The following is a 16,552-nucleotide window of genomic DNA, read 5'->3' as shown; positions in this document are numbered from 1 at the left end:
CATAAAGATAGATTTTATTCTTGTGCATTTTTATATTTGCCCCATGCTTTGTCGCCTTGTATTTGTACTATCCCTTATATGCGCATGCGGAATGGCGTTGGGGCAGGGGCAGGATTCCCTGAAAATAGGGGATGGTGATAGGGCGGCTATTGTTGAAACGGAACATGAAGATGAAATTGTCGAGTTCAGGAGAAAATTTTTAATCCGTTTTCTGTGCAATTACAACTTCGTCAGTTTCTGGAGTAGCGAGTTTGATGGTGGGGCGCTGAAATCCAATCGCCCGGTAGATGTGGGTCTCGGTCTCGGCTACGGAGACTTTTATTGGGACTTTATCTACGCACTTCCATTTACGTCAAATAACAAGAGTTCGAAATCGATTTCCTTCGAGACAGGGTTCGATTTTTTTCCTGGAAACTGGTGGGTCAAGGGAGTGTACCGCAGTTATAGCGGATTTTCTACTGATGTGGGAGATAGCAGTTTATATGTAGATCTCTGGGAGAGGGATGTCTATGTTTCAGCTCTATGGCTAGGGACATCCAATGGGGAATTTTCCCCGAGGGCGGCTTTCTTCTTGGATCGCAGGCAGCGTCATTCTGCCGGAAGCCTAATTCTTGGCGGCCGTATTCAAGGAACGAAGACAAAGGACAAGGATGAATTTTTTCCGTATTATCAGGAGCCAAAGGAAATTTTTAGCAGCTGGGTGGATATGGGCTATACCTATACCTGGGTCTTTGACAACAAAGCTTTTTTGAACTTGTGGGGCGTGGCGGGCGTTGCCGTGGGAGGCGATACGGAGGAGGATGACTATATGCTGCTTCCGGAAATCATTGGCAAGCTTGCCTTTGGCTATATTGGTGAGATTTGGTCCTGGAATAATGTTCTGGAAACGGAATATATGCCCGTGATATTCGACAGCCACTGGGAACAGAAATTGGTGTGCGCCTACAAGATTCTCATTGTTCGTCGCTTTTAAATTTTCCTCCCAAAAAGTGGGCCCTTGCTTTTTATAAAATAATGCACATTTGTACATTTATTTTTTATCGGTAATTTTAACCTTTGTTTCACATTGTAACTTTTCGGCCGTGGCATGAAAGTTGCTATTTTACGCTCGTATAATTTTAATCAGTGACCGCGGGCTGCGCCCTCGGCCGTAAAAAGGAAACAAAATGAGCATTGTAGATACCGTCCTACACAAGATTTTCGGTACACCCCATGAACGTAAAGTGAAGCAGCTCCGTCCGGTGATTGCAGAAATCAACGCTGCCCGCGAGGCCCTGGAAGCTCTGGATGATGCAGCCCTTGCTGCAAAGAGCGCCGAATTCCGCGAAAAGCTGAACAATGGTGCCACTCTGGACGATATCCGTGTCGATGCCTTTGCTGTCTGTAAGGAAGCTTGCGACCGCCGTCTGGGTATCTTCAATATCTTCAAGCCCGAAAACAATTTTGATTTCAGCAAGCTGGGCCCCGAGCTCCAGGATTGCGTGAACGATGCCAAGGCTCAGCTGGCTTCCGGCAAGAATGAATGGGAAATTTACCTGCCCGCCGCCCTCTATGCCAAGGTCCGCGAACTTTACCCCAAGTCCGTGAAGCCCTTCCGCATGATGCCCTTCGACGTGCAGATGATCGGTGGTCTTGTGCTCCACGAAGGTGCCATTGCAGAAATGGCTACCGGTGAAGGTAAGACTCTGGCTGCAGCTCTCCCGGTTTACTTGAATGCCCTTTCCGGTAAGGGTGTCCACGTGGTGACCGTGAACGACTACCTGGCTGGCCGTGACGCCAAGCAGATGGGTATGGTCTATAAGTTCCTGGGCCTTACTGTGGGTCTGATTGTAAATGGTCTGGATCCGGAACAGCGTCGTACCAGCTACAACTCCGACGTGACTTACGGTACCAACAACGAATTCGGCTTTGACTACCTCCGCGACAACATGGCTGTGGATCCTAGTCAGCTGGTGCAGCGCGAACTGAACTACTGTATCGTTGACGAAGTGGACTCCATCCTTATTGATGAAGCCCGTACTCCGCTGATCATTTCTGGCCCTGCCGAAGATGCTACTGATAAGTATGCCAAGGCAAATGAAATTGCAAAGAAGCTTGTGAAGAACAAGGACTTTGGTGTGGATGAAAAGGATAAGGTCGTGCAGCTTACCTCCAAGGGTGTTGCAAACATCGAATCTATCCTCCAGATTACCAACCTTTATGGTGAACACGCAGACTGGGTTCACTTCATTGACCAGGCTCTTAAGGCATGGCACCTTTACGAACGCGATGTGGACTACATCGTACGCGATGGCGAAATCATCATCGTCGACGAAAACACTGGCCGTCTCATGGAAGGCCGCCGTTACAGCAACGGTATGCACCAGGCTATCGAAGCCAAGGAAAATGTGCAGATCCGTCGCGAGAACCAGACTCTCGCTACCATCACCTTCCAGAACTACTTCCGCATGTATAACAAGCTGTCCGGCATGACCGGTACCGCCGAAACGGAAGCAACGGAATTCATCAAGATCTATAACATGAACACCTGGGTGATTCCCACCAACAATCCTTGCATCCGTAAGGACGAACAGGACCTGGTGTATAAGTCTGAAGATGCCAAGTGGCGCGCCATCGTGGCAGAAATCAAGGAACGTCACGCCAAGGGTCAGCCTCTTCTCGTTGGTACCGCATCCATCGAAAAGTCTGAACACCTCCATGGCTTGCTGGAAAAGGAAGGCGTTCCCCATGAAGTGCTTAACGCAAAGAACCATGGCCGTGAAGCTGAAATCATTCAGTATGCCGGTCATAAGGGCAAGGTGACTATCGCTACCAACATGGCTGGTCGTGGTACCGACATTGCCCTGGGCGAAGGTGTTACCGAACTGGGCGGCTTGCATGTGCTGGGTACTGAACGTCATGAATCCCGCCGTATCGACAACCAGCTCCGCGGTCGTTCCGGCCGTCAGGGTGACCCGGGTTCCAGCCAGTACTTCCTGTCTTTGGATGACAACCTGATGCGTATTTTCGGTGGCGATAACGTCAAGAACCTCATGAGCCGTTTTGGCGTGGGTGAAGACGAAGTGATTACCCATCCCATCGTTTCCCGTTCTATTCGCGGTGCTCAGCGTCGCGTGGAAGGCCAGAGCTTCGATATCCGTAAGCACTTGCTGGATTATGATAACGTGATGAACGAACAGCGTAAGGTGATTTACGGTCTGCGCCGTCGTATCCTGAACGGTGAAGATGTCCGTTCCGAAATCAAGAACCGCATCGAAGACGCTTGCGATATCAAGGTTTCTCAGTACATTGCCGCCAAGAGCTATCCGGAAGACTGGAAGCTTGAAGATCTGCATGTGGATCTGCAGCGCTCCCTTTCTATGGAATACAACCTGACCTTGGAAGAAGCTACCACCAAGACTCCCGAAGTCGTGCTCCAGGAAATTATTGACCTGTGCATGGCCCGTTACGACAAGCTGACCAAGATCATTCCGGAACAGGATTTCCGTCAGATCGAACGCCGCTTCCTCCTCATGACCATCGACCAGGTCTGGAAGGAACACTTGTATGCCATGGACCAGCTGAAGGATTCCATCCGTTTCCACGGATACGCACAGAAGGATCCTCTGATGGTTTACAAGAACGAAGGCTTCAAGATGTTCGAAGGCTGCATGGAAAAGATTGCGACCTTGACTGCCCTCCGTATCTTGAATATCCGCATTACTATTCCGGGCCCCAATGGCCAGCAGATTACCGTGTCTCCGGACCAGCTGCAGCTTAAGTCTCCGGAACAGGTGGAAGCCGAACGTAAGGCTATGGAAGAAGCCAATGGTGCCGCAGCGGAATCTGGTGAACAGGTCAGCGCTGAAGGTGCAAAGGCCGCTGGTCTTGCCGGCGAAGCTGCCTCTTCTGAAACCAACGCCATTTCTGAAGAACAGCAGGCCCAGGCTGCTGCAACTGAACAGTCTGGCGCCGCTCCGGAAGCCGCTGCTGAACAGCCCCGTGTCCGTCGCACCTATACTGACCCCCGCGTTCTTGCTGCCCGTCGCGCTGCCGCTCAGGCTCCGAAGATTGGCCGCAATGACATGTGCTGGTGCGGTAGTGGCCTCAAGTACAAGAAGTGCCACGGTAAGGATCTTGGCGAAGAATAATCAGGTGTGAGGTCGCACCTTTGGTGCTTTGAGGTGTGAGGTCGGCTTTCGGCCTCTGAGCTACGATGCATAATTTGTTTTGCTCACACCTCAAAGTGATTGCCGAAGGCAAGAACGGCCTCATTGCTCGAAGCGAACGAAGTGAGCGACTTCTAATGAAGACAGCAAAGCGATTCTTTTCTCTGGAAGGTATTGATGGTTCTGGCAAGTCTACCCAGATTGACTTGCTGGTGGCCGCCCTCGAATCTGAAGGCTATCAGGTGGTGCGCCTGCGTGAACCTGGTGGCGCCAAGATTTCAGAACGCATTCGCGAACTTCTGCTGGACCCTGCCTTCAAGGGAATCATGGCAGACGATACCGAGCTGTTGCTGTATAATGCCGCCCGCGCCCAGGTGATCGCAGAAATTATCAAGCCTGCTCTGGATGCAGGCAAGGTGGTGATTGCGGATCGCTTTGCGTGGAGCACTTTTGCTTACCAGGGTTATGCCCGCGGGCTTGGTGCCGACAAGGTGCAGCGTCTGACGGAACTGACCTGCGGCGGATGCTTCCCGGAATTGACGGTGGTGCTGGACTTGACTGTTGAAGCCAGCCGTGCCCGCACTGCAAAACGTGGCGAGGCTCCCGACCGCCTTGAAAGCGAGAAGGCTGACTTCTTTGAACGTGTACGTCAGGGTTATCTGGCTGCCGCCCGCGATTATAGTGATTGCGTTTCAGCGATTGATGCGGCCCGTACACCTGATGAAGTCTTTGCGGACTTGCTGAAGCTGGTGAAGGCAAGACTTTAGTTTGTTCAAATTTGCAGCAAGAATTTTTAGGCTCGCGGTTTAGAATCCGCGGGCTTTTTTTGTGCCATGGGCGACTTTCCCGCTACTTTTTCTTAAAAATGGACTCCAAAATTTTTTTTAAAAGCAATTTGGAGCCTATTTATACATATAAATTAATCGTAAAATGTTTTCTTTTTGCCTTCTCGTTAAGATGTTTGGACTCCATATGTGGCTTTTTATCCTTTTGGAGCCCAAATTATTTACCATAATAGCAAGCATATTTCGTATAAACTAAAATTATGGACTCCAAAGTTAAGCTTACAGGAAAAATGGAGCCCATCTTGGCCTCATTTTGCATTTTTTCGCGAAGGTGTCCTAGCTGTTGCTTGCTTTTGCCCTGTTTACGGTATAGACGCCAGCAATAATCAAGGCGATGGCGGCTGCCTGGCTCAGTCCAAAGATTCCGATTCCCATGAGGACTGAAACGACAGTGGACGTAGTAGGTTGTACGTAATTATACATGGCCACCACGGTGGGCTGCAATATTTTTTGCGCTCTTGCCATGAGCAGGTAGGCGATGAAGGTGCCGCCGAAAACTACGAAGGCGGATTCGGCCCAGGTAATGGCGGAGATTTCTGGGAAGGGGATTTTCGCGACGCCGCCAAGGGTGAGGGGTGCTACCATGAAGGCGGAGAAGGTAAACATCCACTTCATGCAGGTGATTACGTTGTACTTACTGATGAGATTCTTGAAGAGTCCCAGGTAAATGGCGAAGCTGCACTGGGATGTCATACAGAGAAGGTCTCCCAGGATGTTTCCGGCCTTGGCGTTATTTGCGGTGGCACTTCCGAGAACGAGCATCAGGGCGCCAGATAGGCCTAGCCCGATTCCAAGGACTTTCATGAGGGTGATCCGTTCCCGCAGAAAAACCGCCGACGAGATCAGCGCGAAGATGGGGAGGCTTGTGGCCACAATGGAGGCGTTGATGGGGGAGGTAATGGAAAGGCCTACCGTAAAGCAGCACTGGTTACAGACGATGGCGAAAAATCCTGCGCCGGCAAACTTGAGTATGTCCTTTTTAGGCGGCTTGGGCTGCGCTGCTTCGACTGCGGGAAAGATGACTCTTTGCACCAGCGAGGCAATCCAGAAACTGATGGCGGCGCCTGCCACCCTGAAGAACACCATGTCTAGTCCTGTAATGCCGTGGGTCATGGCTTCCTTGCCGATGGGCGCCATCAGCCCCCAGATGGCGGCGGCACCGAACATGCAGAGGTGTGCGTTCAGGTTTAAATGATTTTGACGGGAACCGTTCTTCATAGCGCGGCAAATTTAGAAAAAGGGGGGATGTTTTCTCAAGAAAACACTTATTACACTGTTCTTGTTTTTATTTCTGTTCCCCTATTGTACTTTTATAAAACAAGTTATCTTTGTAAAGGTACAACCGGGCTGTACAAGTTGGATTTGTAAGCCCCCGAACTTTAATTCTGGAATAGGACATGTTTAAGAAGTTTTTGACGATTTCCGCCCTGGCAGCCGTTTCCTCCTTTGCCGGCCTGCTGACTAACGGTGACTGCAGCTATGGCGACGGTGGCTGGTATATCTGGAATAATCCCGATGGTCCTGCAAAATATACCAGCAAGCTGTGCGAAGCTGGTTTCGGTACCGACGCCGGTGACGGTGTGGCCAGCGAAGGTGTCCGCCTTGAAGTGACTGATCTGCCCAACCCGTCCTGGGGTCTGCAGCTTCAGCCGCCCAAGTGGCTGGCCGATTCCGCCTACTATACCTTGACTTTCAAGGCCAAGGGCAACATGCCTATTAACGCTATCGTTCAGGGTGGCGCTCCCGACTGGCGTCAGAAGGAAAGCGCTTCCTTTATGCTGACCAACGAATGGAAGGAATATTCCATGACCTTCCTCGCCGACCAGAAGGGTTACGGCGTGAACAACATTACCTTCCATGTGGGCTTGGCCAAGGGCTGGCTCCAGATGGATGACGTGGAAATTACCAGGGCCGAAGGCATGAATGATACCACCTGGTATGCCAACAATGCCGCCCGTATCGATAGCCTCCGCAAGAAGGACTTCACCTTGGCCTTGCCGGATTCCATGAAGGGTGCTTCCGATGTGAAGGTGGAACTGATCCGTCATGCATTCCCCTTCGGAACTGCACTTGCGCTGTATCCCTCCAAGGACAGTATCGAAACCTGGTACCGCAAGACTGCCAATAAGTACTTCTGGTATGGCGTTCCCGAAAACCAGTTCAAGTGGCCGGAATACGAACCCAAGAAGGGCAAGATCCGCCGCGACGAATTCAAGCAGTATCTGGATTATGTAGACGCCTACAAGTGGGGCTTCCGTGCCCACACCCTTATGTGGGGTATCCAGGGTTACGGTTACGACAAGCACTTCAGCATGAAGGGCAGCTGCAAGGAAATCGGTGAAAAGCTGAAGGCCCGTATCGATCGCGACCTTAAGGAATACAAGGGCCGCATCAAGGAATATGACGTATGGAACGAAGCCTTCCATGAACCGTTCCTCTTTAACAAGTGCGGCTGGGACCTTCTGGATAGCGCCCATGTGTGGGCTCATCGCGCTGATCCCGACGCCCGTCTGTTCGTCAACGAATATCAGGTTGTCTCTGCCGGCGAAACCGAACGTCTCTATGACCTTGTGAAGGGTATGCTTGACCGCAAGATTCCTGTTCATGGTATCGGTGTGCAGTGCCACTTCGGTGACCGTGCCATCAACCCTGCCTTTATCCGTGCCCGTCTCGACCGCCTTGCTGAACTTGGTCTTCCCATCAAGGTGACTGAACTTGACTTTGGCGATTGGCAGAAGGGACTTTATTTTGGCGAAGACGAGCAGGCTCGCCGCTACGAAATCGTGCTCCGCTCCTTCTTCAGTCACCCCGCCATCGAAGGCATTCTGCTGTGGGGCTTCTGGGATAACCGTCACTGGGTCCAGAATGGCGGTATCATCGCTTCCGATGGTCGTGAAAAGCCTGCCGCCAAGTTGATTTACGACCTGTGGCACAAGGTGTGGACCACTAACGGAACTTTCAAGGCTGAAGGTGACGTGGTTAAGTTCCGCGGCTATCCGGGTAAGTATAAGGTGACCGCAAACGGCAAGTCCGCTGTAGTGGAACTGAAATAATTTGGGTTCGCAGGAACCCGGCCTCGGCCGGGTTTTACAAAGCAAACTTTTAAAAAAAGGTGAACGAAAAAGTCGTGGATGTCGGACAGGTTCGTCGTGACGTTCAGGGAAGTTGTGTTATGAAGAGCGTTTTTGAACAGATCGGGAAGACTCCCGCAGAAATTGAAGCCAAGCTTCAGACCGCCTTTGGGCAGCTCTTCGAGGGCGATCCCGAAAATGAGCGCGTGTGCTTTAACCACGGCGATGACCTGGCCTACATCGTAGATATCGGCCACACGGACATCCGTTCCGAGGGCATGAGCTACGGCATGACTATTGCCGCCCTCATGGGCAAGCGCGACTTGTTCGACAGACTCTGGAATTTCTCCAGGCGCTACATGCGCAACAAGGAAGGCGCCCTTGAAGGCTATTATTCCTGGCAGGTTTCCACCAAGGATTTTTCCATGATGGATACGGGCCCCGCTCCCGATGGCGAGGAATATTTTGCGATCGCGCTGATTTATGGCGCCAAGGTTTTTGGATGTGATGAATACCTGAAGGAAGCGGTGAAGCTGCTTCACGATATGGCCTACAAGCCGGAAACGGAAGAAGTGTTCACCATGATGGACCGGAAGGCTGGTCTTGTGCGATTCTCTCCTATGAAGGGAAATGACTACACGGACCCCAGCTACAACACGCTGGCATTCTACCGCATGTACGGTGAAGCCTGCAAGGTTGCTGAAGCCAAGGGTATCGCCGGTGTCGCTTGTTCTGTCGCGGGGGCCGCTTCTAGTTCTGTCGCTGGCTCCGCTGGAAGTGACGGCGCAGTGACCGCTGACCAGGATGTGGATTTCTGGAAGAAGATTGCCGCCAACAGTTTTGAGTACCTGAAGAAGGCTTGCCACCCGGTAACGGGTATGGCTGCAGACTACAGCGAATTTGACGGCACTCCCCGCAAGACTCCCTGGCACGATGCAAGCCACTGCTTCTGCGGTGACGCCTGGCGCGTAGCCTGGAATATCGCCCTGGACGCTAAGAACCTGGAACGTGCCCAGCTGGCCGCTGCCGGGAATGGCGCCGCAGTCGGCGTCGCGGGAACCCAGCCTGACGATGTTGCCGCAGTCCGTGAATGGGAAATCGCGGAAATCCGCCGCCTGCTGAATTACTTTAATGACCACCGCCCCTATGTGGCCGACTCCTACATCGACGGCTCCGGATTCTTCCGTGAAGCACGTCTGGCTACCGGTGGCCTTATCGGTATGAACGGTGCTGCAACTATTGCGCTGCCCGAAGGCGATCCGCTGATCAAGCCTTTTGCCGAAGACCTGTGGAACCTGGAAGTTCCTACGGGTACCTGGCGTTACTACGACGGACTTCTCTACATGTTGGGTCTGCTGGCCTGCAGTGGAAAGTTCTACGTATAGACGGATTCCTCCTAACCCCCAAAAAAAAGACCCCGCAGCGCGAGCTACGAGGTCTTTTTTATGCGAGGGGTGGGAGTCGAACCCACACACCGAGGTACCAGATCCTAAGTCTGGCGCGTCTGCCAATTCCGCCACTCTCGCAGTTTTCCCACAGTCCGGCTTTTGTCGGGGCTATTGTCGCGGGAAGTCAAATATAATTAAAAATAAGGGCGCGCGTGGCTTGCGCGACTCCGGGATAGATTAAAGTACTTCCCGGATGGCCTTGGCCAGCTGGTCGGCGCAGGAAGTGGATTTTCCGTTGCAGGTGTTGCCTTCCAGGATGTCGGCGATTTCCTTCATGTCCTTGCCTTCGCAGAGCTTGCCGATGGCTTTCAGGTTGCCGTTGCAGCCACCCATGAAGTTGAGGTTGTACATCTTGCCGTTTTCGTAGTCGAAAGTGATGAGCTGGGCGCAGGTGCCGCTGGTCTTGAATTCCTTAGTCTGCATAAAAGCCTCTCGTGGCGCCTTGGAAGTCGCCGATTGTGTTTATGGACAATGTAGAAATTACGGCAGGATTGTGACCACTCCCTTGAAAAATGAGTATATTATAACCGAACCTTTATTACGGAGTTGGATGTTCTTAATCCATAATTTCGGCTTCGGTCGAATCCAAAACTGGGACATTGTTTAATGCGGGTTGCGCCGGGTGGCGTGACTCGTATCCTTTCACACTAAAAAAGGAAATAAACAATGTCTATTAATTCTGAATACACTATCCGACAGGAACAGCCTGCCGATTTCTCTGCTGTTGAAAACTTGACCCGTGAAGCTTTCTGGAACGTCTATCGTCCCGGATGCTCGGAACATTACGTGCTTCATTGCTACAGGAACCATCCGGACTTTATTCCCGAATTGAGCCTGGTGCTGGAAGGCCCTGGGAACTGCGGGCTTTCCGCAGGTGAAAACTGTCGCGAGGCAGTGGGTCGCGAAATTCTCGCCCATGTCATGTTCGCCTGGAGCGAAATTCTGGTGGACCCGCAGGCCGGTTCCGCTCAGGCTGGGGAGACCGCGCAGGAACCGCAGCGCCTGCGCATGATGACCTTCGGGCCTATCAGCGTCCGACCCGACATGCAGCGTAAGGGTTTAGGCAAGATGCTGCTGGACTATGCCCTGGAACGTGCCCGCCAAATGGGTGCCGGATGTATCGCCATGTGCGGTAACATCCAGTTCTACGGCAAGTGCGGTTTTGCAGTTGCAACGTCCAAGGGTATCCGCTACGCGGACGATCCTGATGGCGACGCGCCCTACTTCCTGATTCGGGAGTTGACGCCTGGTTTTCTGGATGGCATCCGCGGAAGTTATCGCGATCCTTCGCCCTACTTCGTCGACGATAAAGACGTGGAGGAATTCGATAAGCAGTTCCCGCCTAAGGAAAAGAAGGTGTTGCCCGGGCAACTAGGGTAGTATCAAAAAAGCCTCCTCGGTTTTTTCCCGGGGAGGTTTTTATATCCGTTTAATAAATTAAGTATTTGCCACGATCGCTATGAGCTTGCCCGTACTCCTCCATCAGCGCATCCAGTGCCTTGGAGCGTTCTCTACATTCATCATCAAAATCGCGCTTCTGCGGACGATCCGCTGGTCTTAAGGAGTTTACAAGTTGAAATATTTCCAAGGCTTTTGGAACAGATTCGTCAGGATTGCCCAAGAATAATTTTCGAACTTTTTTCTGCCCATAATCGTTTAAAGTTAAATACAGATAAGAACCATCAAGGTAATGATTTGCAGAATATTCCTGTTGGTAGCGATCAATGTCTTTTTTCAGCTTTTGGATTTTTGCGGTCTCCTCTCTGTTAATCAGTTTAGGTATGCAAGGTTCCATTTCCGTAGCTTCAATAGAAAATGTCGTATCCCGTTTATTCTCGAGTGCCACGCGCCAGGTAATTCCATCGCATTTGCGATAACGGTAACAAAAATAGACGGAATCTCCCTTGGCGTAGTAGCTTGGAAAATAGGCATTGTCGCCGTGGCTATTGAAGCGTTCTTGGGTTGAATCATCAGAATCAAAAACTACTTCACCAAAGGTTTCTTCATAAATTATTTCATAATCGTAACGGCTCGTTTCTGTTAGAACTTTGTCGTCAATATGGGCGACAGGTTCACGAAAATGAATCCAGTAAATATAAGAGAATCCGACATACGAGAGTATGGATAACAGCACTACATATAACCATGACCAAATTTTTCTAGGCTTAAAGAAGTAGCTTACAACGCAGGATATAGAAAACGCAACTAGAACAAGGGCGATGATTGCAATGTCCGTAGGTCTAGCATCTACTCTAGAGGGTGATATAAAACTCGTTTGTCTCAGGAGCAGTTCATAAATGATGTAGACGAGATTGGCCGCCCACAGAGCGAGAAAGATTTTTCTAAAAAATGTTTTTTTTAATTTCGGTTGCCAATATAAAATTGCGAATGCAAACCCAATGAGAATTGGAATTAAATAAAAGAGTGTTTTTTCTAACTTGAACAACTCATGAAAATCAAGAAGATAATAAGAAAACATTCTAACTACTGTAATTGATTCTACCGAGAATTTCCCGGTAGCTTTATCCATTCATCCAAGAATTCCATTTGCTCGTCGGTGTGGAACCAATGTTCGCCGCCTTCCATGACGGTGAGAGGCGCATTGATTTTATTAGCAAACTTGGTGATGGTTTCTAAGGAGACAAGATTGTCCTTGGAGCCGTAAAGAATCTTGGTGGGAACATTCCACTGGATAGGATGATTGCGGACGTAACTTAGGTATTCCCAGGAAAGGGTTTCGCCGAAGCCCGTGGCGATGGTTTTCTTTTCGCAAAGTTCATCTTCGGAAACGCCAGCCCACATCATCATATCGCAAATCAGCTTTTCCATATCCACCATGGGCGAAATGAAATAAGCTTTTGTGATTCGGGATGAACTAAGGGAAATCATCGAAAAGTATGCACCGATGCTGTTGGCGACAAGATAGACCTGATCATAGCCTGCGGAAACAGATTCAAGGTATTTGATAAATTCGTCCTTGGCGTCCCAGGGATTTTCTGCCTTGTAGTCAAAACCCATGACTTCACAATCAGGAAAAAGAGGCTTGTAATGTTCATCTTCTGCAGCATTGCCGCCTTTCCCGTGAATGTAGATTACGAGAGATTTCATAGCCTTTCCGTTCATAAGGATAAATTTAGCTGTAAACAGTTAAAAAGTCGATATTTTGCTTTTATAAGTGTAATTTATTAGAAGTTCAAGCAATAGTCAAATTAAATAAAGGTCAAATCTTTTTTTTGAAAACGCAATTGTTTGTTCGTCTTTTTGTAATAATGGAGTAGATTGGAAAGCGTGAAATTTTAATAAGTGTTAAACTATTGCTTTTGTATTACTAAAGTATTATATTTATACTGAGGTAAACGATGGAAACGACAGTCATTCAAACGCGTGTAGAAACTTCCTTGAAAAAGGAAGCTGAAGAATTTTTTCAGTCTGTTGGTCTTGATATGACCACTGCGATTAGGCTTTTTTTGAATCAGGTCTTGATCCAGAAAAAAATCCCGTTTGAGATTGAATCCAAGGAGTCGATCTCGAGAGCACAGGCATTGGAAAATTTTTATGCGATGCGTGCTGGTGCAAGGAACTTGCAGGAAATGTCCTTGGATGAAATCAATGCTGAAATTCAGTGCGTCAGGGAAAGAAGCAAGGCCAAGGCGTATAAGTGATTCTTGCGACGTTTGATACAAATGTCCTGGTTTCTGCTTTGATGGCACGTCGTGATGATTCCGCGACAGTTGTCGTTGTACGTATGATGCTTGAAGGCAAGATAGTTCCGCTGTACAACGAAGAAATTCTTGAAGAATATGGCGAGGTTCTAAGGCGCTCAAAGTTCCGTTTTCCAGAGCCACGCATTCAGTTCCTTTTGGAGTCTATCAAGACCTTCGGAATGAATGTGGATCGTCTTGAGACCGGAATGGTGCTGCCCGATATGGATGATCTCGTATTTTACGAAATTACGATGGGCAAGGCTGACGAAGATGCCTATTTGATAACCGGGAACATCAAGCATTTCCCCGAACAGTCAAATATTGTAACTCCGGCAGAAATGGTGGAGATTGTGAATTTAAGCTGAAGTGAAGTCGGCGACCATGGCGGTGACGAGGCCGATGGTTGCCATGAGGCCCACTCTGAAAAAGATGGTGACGGGGCTGACCATGTAGGCGAGGAACATCATGCAGAGAATGATGGTGGTGCTGACCATGCTCTTGCCCACGTCTCTGAAGGTGGCGAGAATGGATTCGCGGTAGTTGCCGCATCGTTCAAAGCAGAGCTTGGAATGGTTCACGAAATGGATGGTATCGTCCACCGCAATGCCGATGGCCATGGGAATCACCATCATGGTCATCATGTCCATGCTGAAGGCGCATGCGCCCATGACGCCGCCAATCACAAGGATGGGTGCCACGTTGGGGATCATGCCGATAAGACCAGTTTTTACGCTCATGAAGGAGGCAATCAAAAGCAGCGCAATTACTACGAAGGAGATGCAGACGGATTTGATTTCACCTTCCACCAGTTTGTTGTTCATGGAGGATTGTTCTACGGCGTAACCTTCTACGCCAACATCTGCCTTGGGGAAATACTTGCGAACCAGAGTTTGTGCGCTATCGATATCGATGTCCAGCTGCTTGGAATTCCATTCCTTCAGTTCCACATGAATGTAGGCCATGCTGAAATCATCGGTGACGCCGCCTATCAGCGTTCGCCCCGACATGCAACACAAGGGTCTTGGCAAGATGCTGCTGGACTACGCCCTGGAACGTGCCCGCCAGATGGGCGCCGGATGTATCGCCATGTGCGGTAACATCCAGTTCTACGGCAAGTGCGGTTTTGTCACTGCAACGTCCAAGGGTATCCGCTACGCCGACGATCCTGACAGCGACGCACCCTATTTCCTGATTCGGGAATTGACGCCTGGCTTTCTGGATGGAGTGAGCGGTTCCTACCGTGACCCAGCGCCTTACTTTGTAAGTGAAGCCGACGTGGAGGAATTCGATAAGCAGTTCCCGCCCAAGGAAAAGAAAGTGCTTCCCGGACAGTTGGGATAGTACTCGCAAAGTCCTTGCCCCGTTGTGTCATCCTCGCGCAGGCGAGGATCTAGCATCGGATGTAAAAAAGCTACCGAGGATTTCTCGGTAGCTTCATTGCATTTTAATGTTTCCTAATAAACTTCGCACTTTTCCACGTATTCGTACTTCGGTCTTTCCTTGCGAATGCAGCCATTCACTTCGTCCTGCATACTAAAAGGTCTGTTACGACGACGTGGAGGAACTTCAACATCATTTCCCTCAAAGTCCTTGAAGTGACAAATGGCCTTGCGCACCCCGTCTACCTCGATAACCTGGTAATCGCGAATTGTGATTTCATCTTCGGAATATTCCTTGAAGTAAATCAGTTTGCGCCTGTATCCTTCTAGGTAGTATTCCTTTTGAATCCAAAGTTTACCGCTTTCGTAAAAGTCTGTTTCCTTTACCAGACTATCTTGTTTTTCAGAACTAAAAATTAGGATGCCATTATCGGAATAGATTCTTTTTTTCTGAATGTGTACCGTCGCGTTATCGATTCTTCCTTTTTCAAAGAATTCGCTTATGATAGCGCCTTTTGCATTGGTGCATTTGCCTTTGTATTCGTTGTTCAGGGAGTCTTTCCAGGATTCGCATATTTTGGAGGAATCGTTCCAATCCCTGTCTATCCAATGTACAATTCCATTTACGATTTCTTTTTTTAGCGATCCATCCTCGTTATATGAATATTCTCCTGTGGAATCTTTTAGCGATTTTAGGTTTCCGTTTTCATAGAAAAATTTTTCGGTCAAGGAATCCTTGTAGTATTTAAGATTTCCATCTTCGTCAAATAATTTATGGTAGTAGGTATCATAGTGGTTGCCTGATTCCGAAAGGTAAATGACAAAATCATTTCTAAGATTTCCATTGCGATAGTATTCTCGTTGAAACCCTTGTTGGACACTAAAGGCAAAAATCCTTTCGGCACTTATTTTACCATTGAGTGAATAACTGAATTCTTTTCCTACGGAACGTCCTGCAATAAAAATTGCCTTTCGAGCCAGCATCCCATTAGAATGAAATGAGTAGCTTACATGAATATTTGGCCTTGTCTTTTGATTATTCGAATTGCTGCCGTTACTTTCTTTTGACTCGGTTTTTACCTGACCATCTTTGTAAAAAATCTCACGGGAAATTTCGTGGTCATTTTTGTACTTGCATCTGTATTGTAACCTACCATCCGGATAATTGCTGATGAAGTCTCCTTCCACTTTGCCATTTTCTATAAAGTATTCTTGAAGTAGAATGCCTGATTCGTAGAATTGCTTTACATGACCGTCTTCACTAACAGAAACGTGCAATGCTCCCGATGGGAAATAGCAGAGAAAGTCGCCTTGTTGGATTCCCTTCGCGAAAGAACCCTTGCATTCCATAGAACCATTTTCGTAGTAGGTAGTGATAGTTGAGTTGCTACGGTCTGCCCCATGAAATTCATTGTGCTCCATAAGGGCGCCGGATGGGTAAAATTTATCAACGCCTTCCACACCATTTTCTCTGAAACCCTGCTGTACTAATTGACCATTCGGGTATTTTCGAATACCTGAATTTGAGCAAGCAATCAAGGCTAGTGCAATAAGAAAAAGAATGAATTTCATTTAAGCCTACAGTTTTTTAGGAATATAACAAATTCCCTGATTGCGAATACAGTGTGTTCGCAATTGCATCGTTGACTGCATAACGACAGTGTCTTGCAAATGATTTACGCATAGATTATATTTTGCACATTGCTAATCCCTATACGTAGGGCATCATAAATTCTCTGCCGCGAGTCGTGGGAGCGTGCCACATTAGGCATCTCCGCAGAACCTGAGAGAGGAGGCAAGCCTCTTGACTGTGCGCGTAGGGCTGGGAACGAAAGGCTCCCTAAATAAATTTCATGGTAATTACAGGGAATGGAATCTCAGGCAATGATTCCGTGTTTTCAATTTGCGCCGATTTTGTGAGTATAAAATATAGATGTCATACCCTTGACAGTGTATC

15 protein-coding genes and 1 tRNA gene are annotated in these 16,552 nt (G+C 48.9%); 9 read left to right on the top strand and 7 right to left on the bottom strand.

Annotated features, from left to right (window positions below):
- Positions 1 to 91: 91 nt before the first annotated feature.
- The 3 genes from BUB73_RS13410 (at position 92) to tmk (ending at position 4,915) form a co-directional block, all read left to right on the top strand.
- Positions 92 to 973 carry a DUF4421 family protein gene (locus BUB73_RS13410; RefSeq protein WP_175552220.1) on the top strand — a complete coding sequence of 294 codons (882 nt, stop codon included), beginning with the start codon at positions 92 to 94 and terminating at the stop codon, positions 971 to 973.
- A gap of 193 nt (positions 974 to 1,166) precedes the next feature.
- Positions 1,167 to 4,130 (top strand): preprotein translocase subunit SecA, encoded by a 2,964-nt coding sequence (gene secA, locus BUB73_RS13405; RefSeq protein WP_073286589.1) that lies wholly within the window; start codon positions 1,167 to 1,169, stop codon positions 4,128 to 4,130.
- Positions 4,131 to 4,285: 155 nt separating this feature from the next.
- Positions 4,286 to 4,915: a dTMP kinase gene (gene tmk / locus BUB73_RS13400; RefSeq protein WP_073238084.1), complete on the top strand. Its 630-nt coding sequence runs from the start codon at positions 4,286 to 4,288 to the stop codon at positions 4,913 to 4,915.
- A gap of 354 nt (positions 4,916 to 5,269) precedes the next feature.
- Here the strand turns inward: tmk and BUB73_RS13395 are convergent, their stop codons facing one another.
- Positions 5,270 to 6,211, bottom strand: coding sequence for a DMT family transporter (locus BUB73_RS13395; protein WP_073286587.1), 942 nt, complete (start codon positions 6,209 to 6,211; stop codon positions 5,270 to 5,272).
- Positions 6,212 to 6,390: 179 nt separating this feature from the next.
- On the opposite strand from BUB73_RS13395, the gene BUB73_RS13390 reads away from it, so the two are divergent.
- A complete protein-coding gene (locus tag BUB73_RS13390) occupies positions 6,391 to 8,046 on the top strand; it encodes an endo-1,4-beta-xylanase (RefSeq protein ID WP_073286584.1) in 1,656 nt (551 codons plus the stop codon).
- Between the two features lie 59 nt (positions 8,047 to 8,105).
- Positions 8,106 to 9,449, top strand: coding sequence for a glycosyl hydrolase family 8 (locus tag BUB73_RS13385; RefSeq protein WP_249269407.1), 1,344 nt, complete (start codon positions 8,106 to 8,108; stop codon positions 9,447 to 9,449).
- A 61-nt stretch (positions 9,450 to 9,510) separates the two neighbouring features.
- Here BUB73_RS13385 and BUB73_RS13380 read toward each other — a convergent pair.
- Both BUB73_RS13380 and BUB73_RS13375 read right to left on the bottom strand, forming a co-directional pair.
- A tRNA-Leu gene (locus tag BUB73_RS13380) sits at positions 9,511 to 9,590 on the bottom strand.
- Between the two features lie 99 nt (positions 9,591 to 9,689).
- On the bottom strand, positions 9,690 to 9,935 hold the full coding sequence (locus BUB73_RS13375) for a TIGR03905 family TSCPD domain-containing protein (RefSeq protein WP_073160774.1): 246 nt from the start codon (positions 9,933 to 9,935) through the stop codon (positions 9,690 to 9,692).
- 243 nt (positions 9,936 to 10,178) lie between these two features.
- On the opposite strand from BUB73_RS13375, the gene BUB73_RS13370 reads away from it, so the two are divergent.
- Positions 10,179 to 10,892 (top strand): GNAT family N-acetyltransferase, encoded by a 714-nt coding sequence (locus BUB73_RS13370; RefSeq protein ID WP_073160772.1) that lies wholly within the window; start codon positions 10,179 to 10,181, stop codon positions 10,890 to 10,892.
- 49 nt (positions 10,893 to 10,941) lie between these two features.
- Here the strand turns inward: BUB73_RS13370 and BUB73_RS13365 are convergent, their stop codons facing one another.
- Entirely contained in the window at positions 10,942 to 12,042 is a 1,101-nt protein-coding gene (locus BUB73_RS13365) for a hypothetical protein (protein ID WP_088658925.1), read from the bottom strand.
- Positions 12,012 to 12,620 (bottom strand): alpha/beta hydrolase, encoded by a 609-nt coding sequence (locus tag BUB73_RS13360; RefSeq protein ID WP_073160768.1) that lies wholly within the window; start codon positions 12,618 to 12,620, stop codon positions 12,012 to 12,014. Before BUB73_RS13360 ends, BUB73_RS13365 begins: the two co-directional genes overlap by 31 nt.
- A gap of 251 nt (positions 12,621 to 12,871) precedes the next feature.
- Between BUB73_RS13360 and BUB73_RS13355 the strand changes: the two genes are divergently transcribed.
- Entirely contained in the window at positions 12,872 to 13,174 is a 303-nt protein-coding gene (locus tag BUB73_RS13355; protein ID WP_073160766.1) for a type II toxin-antitoxin system RelB/DinJ family antitoxin, read from the top strand.
- A complete protein-coding gene (locus tag BUB73_RS13350) occupies positions 13,171 to 13,581 on the top strand; it encodes a PIN domain-containing protein (RefSeq protein ID WP_073160764.1) in 411 nt (136 codons plus the stop codon). The genes BUB73_RS13355 and BUB73_RS13350 overlap by 4 nt, the downstream gene beginning before the upstream one ends.
- Here BUB73_RS13350 and BUB73_RS13345 read toward each other — a convergent pair.
- Complete coding sequence (locus tag BUB73_RS13345; protein ID WP_083539785.1) at positions 13,573 to 14,178, bottom strand: efflux RND transporter permease subunit; 606 nt, start codon at positions 14,176 to 14,178, stop codon at positions 13,573 to 13,575. The genes BUB73_RS13350 and BUB73_RS13345 overlap by 9 nt on opposite strands.
- Between BUB73_RS13345 and BUB73_RS13340 the strand changes: the two genes are divergently transcribed.
- Positions 14,177 to 14,557: a GNAT family N-acetyltransferase gene (locus BUB73_RS13340; protein WP_073160851.1), complete on the top strand. Its 381-nt coding sequence runs from the start codon at positions 14,177 to 14,179 to the stop codon at positions 14,555 to 14,557. The two genes, BUB73_RS13345 and BUB73_RS13340, sit on opposite strands and share 2 nt — an antisense overlap.
- 113 nt (positions 14,558 to 14,670) lie before the next feature.
- On the opposite strand, the gene BUB73_RS13335 is transcribed toward BUB73_RS13340, so the two are convergent.
- Positions 14,671 to 16,167 (bottom strand): toxin-antitoxin system YwqK family antitoxin, encoded by a 1,497-nt coding sequence (locus BUB73_RS13335; protein WP_073286577.1) that lies wholly within the window; start codon positions 16,165 to 16,167, stop codon positions 14,671 to 14,673.
- Positions 16,168 to 16,552: the final 385 nt, after the last annotated feature.

The sequence above is a fragment of the Fibrobacter sp. UWH6 genome (genome assembly GCF_900142465.1).
In the GTDB taxonomy this organism is placed as follows: Bacteria; Fibrobacterota; Fibrobacteria; order Fibrobacterales; family Fibrobacteraceae; genus Fibrobacter.
The sequence above is the reverse complement of the archived record's forward strand: the minus strand, read 5'-3'. Positions and strand labels throughout refer to the sequence as shown.